This window comes from Bacillus haikouensis (assembly GCF_013179555.1).
GTDB lineage: Bacteria > Bacillota > Bacilli > Bacillales > Bacillaceae_B > Rossellomorea > Rossellomorea haikouensis_A.
This window is the reverse complement of sequence record NZ_JABMCR010000295.1, coordinates 1-4,772: the sequence shown is the minus strand read 5'-3', so window position 1 is coordinate 4,772 and position 4,772 is coordinate 1. Positions and strand designations below refer to the sequence as shown.

Here is a 4,772-nt window from a genome sequence, read left to right as displayed (position 1 = left end):
TGTTGAACCACTCAGGATTTTTAGGATTATGGTTCATAAAGCGTGTCCAAAGGGCATACGCCATAGGTGCTGCACCCATAGGCATTCCCGGGTGTCCAGAACCTGCTTTTTCAATTGCATCGATAGATAATGTTCTTATTGTATTAATAGCTAACTGATCCGTATTATCAAACATAAGTCAGACATCCTTCCTTTTCTTACTTCCTTATTAATATTAATCTTCTTCAGTAGTTTATACAACTATCTTGAATGATAACATGACTTTATCATGTTGAAAAATAAAAACTTCCCTGGAATGGGGATTTTGTATATTGATTGTTTTTTCAAACAATAATCAAGAGCCTGAGACAAAACTGAAATACGATTATCTAAAAAAGATTAATGTCAGGTTACAACTTTTTTACGTTGCTAATCACCAGTATGATTTTCATGCAAAACTCTCTCGGGCGGGTGGTATAGGGCGAATCGGCTGCGAAGGAGTTGTCGAATTGACTTATGACATGGGTCTCTATGGCCTGGAGCTGGGCAATAGAAAAACGGAGGCGGCTCGCACAACCCCGGCAAGCATAAGCTAAATGAACATCAATTTTTAACAACCAACCTATAAAAAAATCCGAACTAATTCCAATTCTAAAGAAAGAATTTGGATTAAAGTTCGGATTTTTATTTGGCTGAAACATATTTATCCCAGCTGCTTTATGGTTTAATTTGCCTTTGTTAGCCCCGCTGTTCATTTCCGTGCAAGATCATCGCGGAAAGCGCAGCAGGAACTTTTTCCATAATAATCTTTAGCCAAACATTAAATTATTAATGCATCTTACGTTTATTTTGAATATCCTTTACTTTCTTAGGTGTCACTTCATTACCCTCAGAATCAAAAATGCGAGTATTTTCAATGGTACCTTTCATTGACTGGCGGAACGTTTCCAGATATTCTTTTCTTAATTTAGTTTGCTCTTTTGCTTCGCTTTCAGTTAGTCCGGTTGCTTTTGACTTTTTTGCCAGCTCATTTATTCTATTCATCTTTTTCTTGGAAAGCATGAACGAAAACTCCTTTACAGCTAATATCTACGTGTATCATCAGTACTTTAAAATATACCGATATGTTACTAAATAATAGTCTGTATGACAAGGATTAAGTTTCTTCCTGTTCTGAGATATACTCTTTAAATCTTCTATGTACGGTCGCTTTTGATATATTATATCCAAAGCCCCTTAAAGTTGCTGCTATTTCCGCAAAAGTCAGTTCGTTCTTCCTTAAACGGACAATTTCTTTAACAGGCACTTCAATGCGCTCTCTGCCTTCAGCATTTCCTTTATTCTTCAAATTATTATAAGGACGGAATCCATTTTCAACTGCCCGTCTCATTCCCCTTTTGATCTTCAGATTATGCAGCTTCCTTTGATATTCTTCAACCATGCTTACGATATTGATGACCATTGAATCGGACTCGGATAAATGCAATTCTCCGCTGTGAGTCTGACTTATGATTTTCACATTTTCCTTTAAGATGCAATGGATCAATGCTATCTTCGCATTCCCTCTGCCTATTCTTGTTTCATCCTGTATCAGCACAGCATCGATGGATTGATCCTTTATCAAATCCAGCAGAACCAGGACACCGGGGCGGTCCAATTCAAATCCGCTTTCCTGATCCTTTATGATGGCTGCAACCTCAAAGTTGTGTTCCCCGGCAAGCTTCACTAATTCAGCTTCCTGTCTTTCCAAGGACGTTTCCTGCGTATCCTTCTTCGTACTGACCCTGCAGTAAATCGCTGCTTTCATTGAGTCTCACCCTCTATTTGTTATTCATGGCAAGCTGTGTATCCGGGCGGTCAGGATGTATGGGGGATTCCACCGGCAAGACAAGTGACATTCCTGGTTCTATGGAGTAGGAAGTAAGCTTGTTCTCTTCTCCCACCCAAATAATAAACTCTTCTCTCGTCATAGAATAATCCTCTTTAAACTTTTCTGCAATCGTCCAGAGGGTATCTCCTTCACTCACCCTGACTGTTTCGTAGGCAGGTTCACTGTCTGCATTCAAAAAAATGTATGCTGATGATAAAAAGGATAATACAAAAAGAATAATAATATAAGAGAAACGACTCCATATAAGTGATATCATAAAATTAACCTCCATGCGAATGTTTGTTCGTTATTTGTAACTCGATTGTAATACGAACATTCGTTTGGTGTCAACCGAAAATTCGAACTTATGTTTGTATCGTTCGGTAAGACATGCTATAATGGGAACATAAGATCGATAATAGAGGTGCGTGAACATGACAAAATTGTCTAAACGACAGCAAGACATTCTGCAATACATTAAAGTATCAGTGAAAGAGAAAGGTTATCCGCCATCCGTACGTGAAATCGGTGAAGCTGTCGGTTTAGCTTCAAGCTCCACAGTCCACGGCCATCTGGCAAGATTGGAAAGCAAAGGACTCATCCGCCGTGATCCGACAAAACCGAGAGCCATTGAAATCCTTGATTTAGAAGAAGACACCATTCCTCGCCACAAGGTTGTAAATGTCCCGCTCATTGGTAAGGTCACTGCAGGTCAGCCAATAACAGCGGTAGAAAATGTAGAGGAATTCTTCCCTCTCCCTGAGCGTCTTGCCCCTTCAGATGAACAGGTCTTTATGCTTGAAATCATGGGTGACAGTATGATTGAAGCCGGGATCCTCGATGGGGATTTCGTCATTGTACGCCAGCAGCAGACAGCTAACAACGGGGATATTGTAGTTGCCATGACGGAAGAAGATGAAGCAACAGTCAAACGCTTCTTCAAAGAGAAGGATTTTGTAAGACTTCAGCCGGAGAACTCTACTATGAGTCCCATCATCTTACGAAATGTATCTATTTTAGGAAAAGTCATCGGGGTATATCGTCAAGTGCATTAATTCTTAAGAACGCTATTTTAATAGCGTTCTTTTGTATATTTAGACATTATAAAAGCCGGCGCAAATAGTGCGTCGGCTTTTATACTTTCTATCAAATTCATCTTAATACATTTGGATATACTGTTCTCTTTCCCATGGATGTACTTGTGTACGGAACATATCCCACTCAATTTCCTTTGCTTCCACAAAATGTTCGAAGATATGGCCGCCAAGTGATTTAACGATCACTTCATCCTTTTTCAATTCATCGAGAGCAGCATGCAAAGTAGCCGGTAAATCAATGATACCTGCCTCTTCGCGTTCCTTCTTATCCATTACATAAATGTTACGGTCGATTGGTTTAGGTGCTTCAAGATTGTTTTTGATTCCGTCAAGTCCTGCTGCCAGAAGTACCGACATAGCCAGATAAGGGTTAGCCGCCGGGTCAACACTGCGCACCTCAACACGTGTACTGATACCACGGGATGCAGGGATACGGATCAATGGACTGCGGTTTTGAGCTGACCATGCAACATAACAAGGAGCCTCGTATCCTGGTACTAATCGTTTATACGAGTTGACAGTAGGGTTGGTGATCGCAGTGAATGCAGTTGCATGCTTGATTGTTCCAGCAAGGAACTGGCGTGCAGTATCACTCAATTGCAAATCTCCTTTTTCATCGAAGAAAGCATTTTTACCATCTTTAAAGAGTGACATATTACAATGCATCCCGGAACCATTCACACCAAATAATGGTTTAGGCATAAATGTAGCATGAAGGCCATGCTTACGTGCAATTGTTTTAACAACAAGTTTAAACGTCTGGATATCGTCACAAGCTCTTAATGCACTTGCGTATTTAAAGTCGATTTCATGCTGTCCAGGTGCAACCTCATGATGGGAAGCTTCAATTTCAAAGCCCATTTCTTCTAATTCAAGCGCGATATCCCTACGGCAGTTCTCTCCTAAGTCTGTCGGTGCAAGGTCAAAATAACCTCCGTTATCGTTTAATTCAAGAGTAGGTTCACCATTTACATCCAATTTGAATAGGAAGAATTCCGGTTCAGGCCCAAGATTGAAATCAGAGAATCCAAGCTCTTCCATTTCTTTTAATACTCGCTTGAGATTGTTACGCGGATCACCTTCGAACGGTGTACCATCCGGGTTATAGATATCACAGATCAAACGTGCGACTTTCCCTTTTTCTGCTGTCCAAGGGAATACAAGCCATGTGTCCAGATCCGGGAATAAATACATATCCGATTCTTCGATTCGCACAAAACCTTCAATTGAAGATCCGTCAAACATCATTTTGTTATCCAATGCTTTCTCTAACTGACTGAAAGGGATTTCCACGTTCTTGATCGTCCCCAGGATATCAGTAAATTGCAGACGAATGAATTTAACACCTTCTTCATTCGCTAATCTAACCACATCTTCACGAGTATACTTTGCCATTTTGCGTAATTCCTCCTCAGATTAATTAAAGATTATTTATTAATGAAAAAAGCGGGACATGTCTCCCTGACGCAACGAAGCCCGATTAGACTTTCCGGAATGAATTAATTCATTTCGCAGTAATTTACGCAGCTGTTCGTCAGTTAGATCCTGTCGTACTTTTTCTTCCTCTGGTTCACTTGATTCAGACACTACTTTTGTTTCAGCCACAGCAGCAACAGAAAATATCTTCTTAATTCCGGCCATGTTCACACCTTGATCTAACAAATCTTTAACTTCTAACAATTTATCAATGTCATTCAAGGAAAAGAGCCTGCGATTTCCCTCTGTCCGTGCGGGTGTAATCAACTCATGCTCTTCGTAGTAACGAATCTGACGAGCCGTCAAGTCCGTGAGCTGCATGACAATACTTATAGGAAATAAAGCCATCG

At 40.3% G+C, this 4,772-nt stretch carries 8 protein-coding genes; 2 read left to right on the top strand and 6 right to left on the bottom strand.

Translation table 11 applies throughout. The features are described from left to right. The coding region (locus HP456_RS20045; RefSeq protein WP_172254390.1) for a thiamine pyrophosphate-binding protein at positions 1-175 on the bottom strand (175 nt) is incomplete at its 3' end. Positions 176-311: 136 nt separating this feature from the next. On the opposite strand from HP456_RS20045, the gene HP456_RS20040 reads away from it, so the two are divergent. After that, positions 312-575 (top strand): hypothetical protein, encoded by a 264-nt coding sequence (locus tag HP456_RS20040; RefSeq protein WP_172254388.1) that lies wholly within the window; start codon positions 312-314, stop codon positions 573-575. 232 nt (positions 576-807) lie between these two features. On the opposite strand, the gene HP456_RS20035 is transcribed toward HP456_RS20040, so the two are convergent. From HP456_RS20035 to yneA, 3 genes are all read right to left on the bottom strand, one after another. Further along, positions 808-1,041: a DUF896 domain-containing protein gene (locus HP456_RS20035; RefSeq protein WP_172254386.1), complete on the bottom strand. Its 234-nt coding sequence runs from the start codon at positions 1,039-1,041 to the stop codon at positions 808-810. A 94-nt stretch (positions 1,042-1,135) separates the two neighbouring features. Continuing rightward, the gene (locus HP456_RS20030; protein ID WP_172254384.1) at positions 1,136-1,786 is read right to left on the bottom strand and encodes a YneB family resolvase-like protein; all 651 of its coding nucleotides are present in this window, start codon (positions 1,784-1,786) and stop codon (positions 1,136-1,138) included. A gap of 13 nt (positions 1,787-1,799) precedes the next feature. After that, entirely contained in the window at positions 1,800-2,126 is a 327-nt protein-coding gene (yneA, locus tag HP456_RS20025; protein WP_172254382.1) for a cell division suppressor protein YneA, read from the bottom strand. A gap of 157 nt (positions 2,127-2,283) precedes the next feature. Between yneA and lexA the strand changes: the two genes are divergently transcribed. Then, positions 2,284-2,904, top strand: a complete 621-nt coding sequence (lexA, locus tag HP456_RS20020) for a transcriptional repressor LexA (protein ID WP_172254380.1) — start codon at positions 2,284-2,286, stop codon at positions 2,902-2,904. A gap of 102 nt (positions 2,905-3,006) precedes the next feature. On the opposite strand, the gene glnA is transcribed toward lexA, so the two are convergent. Together glnA and HP456_RS20010 are read right to left on the bottom strand one after the other, a co-directional pair. Continuing rightward, positions 3,007-4,341, bottom strand: a complete 1,335-nt coding sequence (glnA, locus tag HP456_RS20015; protein WP_172254378.1) for a type I glutamate--ammonia ligase — start codon at positions 4,339-4,341, stop codon at positions 3,007-3,009. A 39-nt stretch (positions 4,342-4,380) separates the two neighbouring features. After that, a complete protein-coding gene (locus tag HP456_RS20010) occupies positions 4,381-4,770 on the bottom strand; it encodes a MerR family transcriptional regulator (protein ID WP_172254376.1) in 390 nt (129 codons plus the stop codon). Positions 4,771-4,772 lie beyond the last annotated feature (2 nt).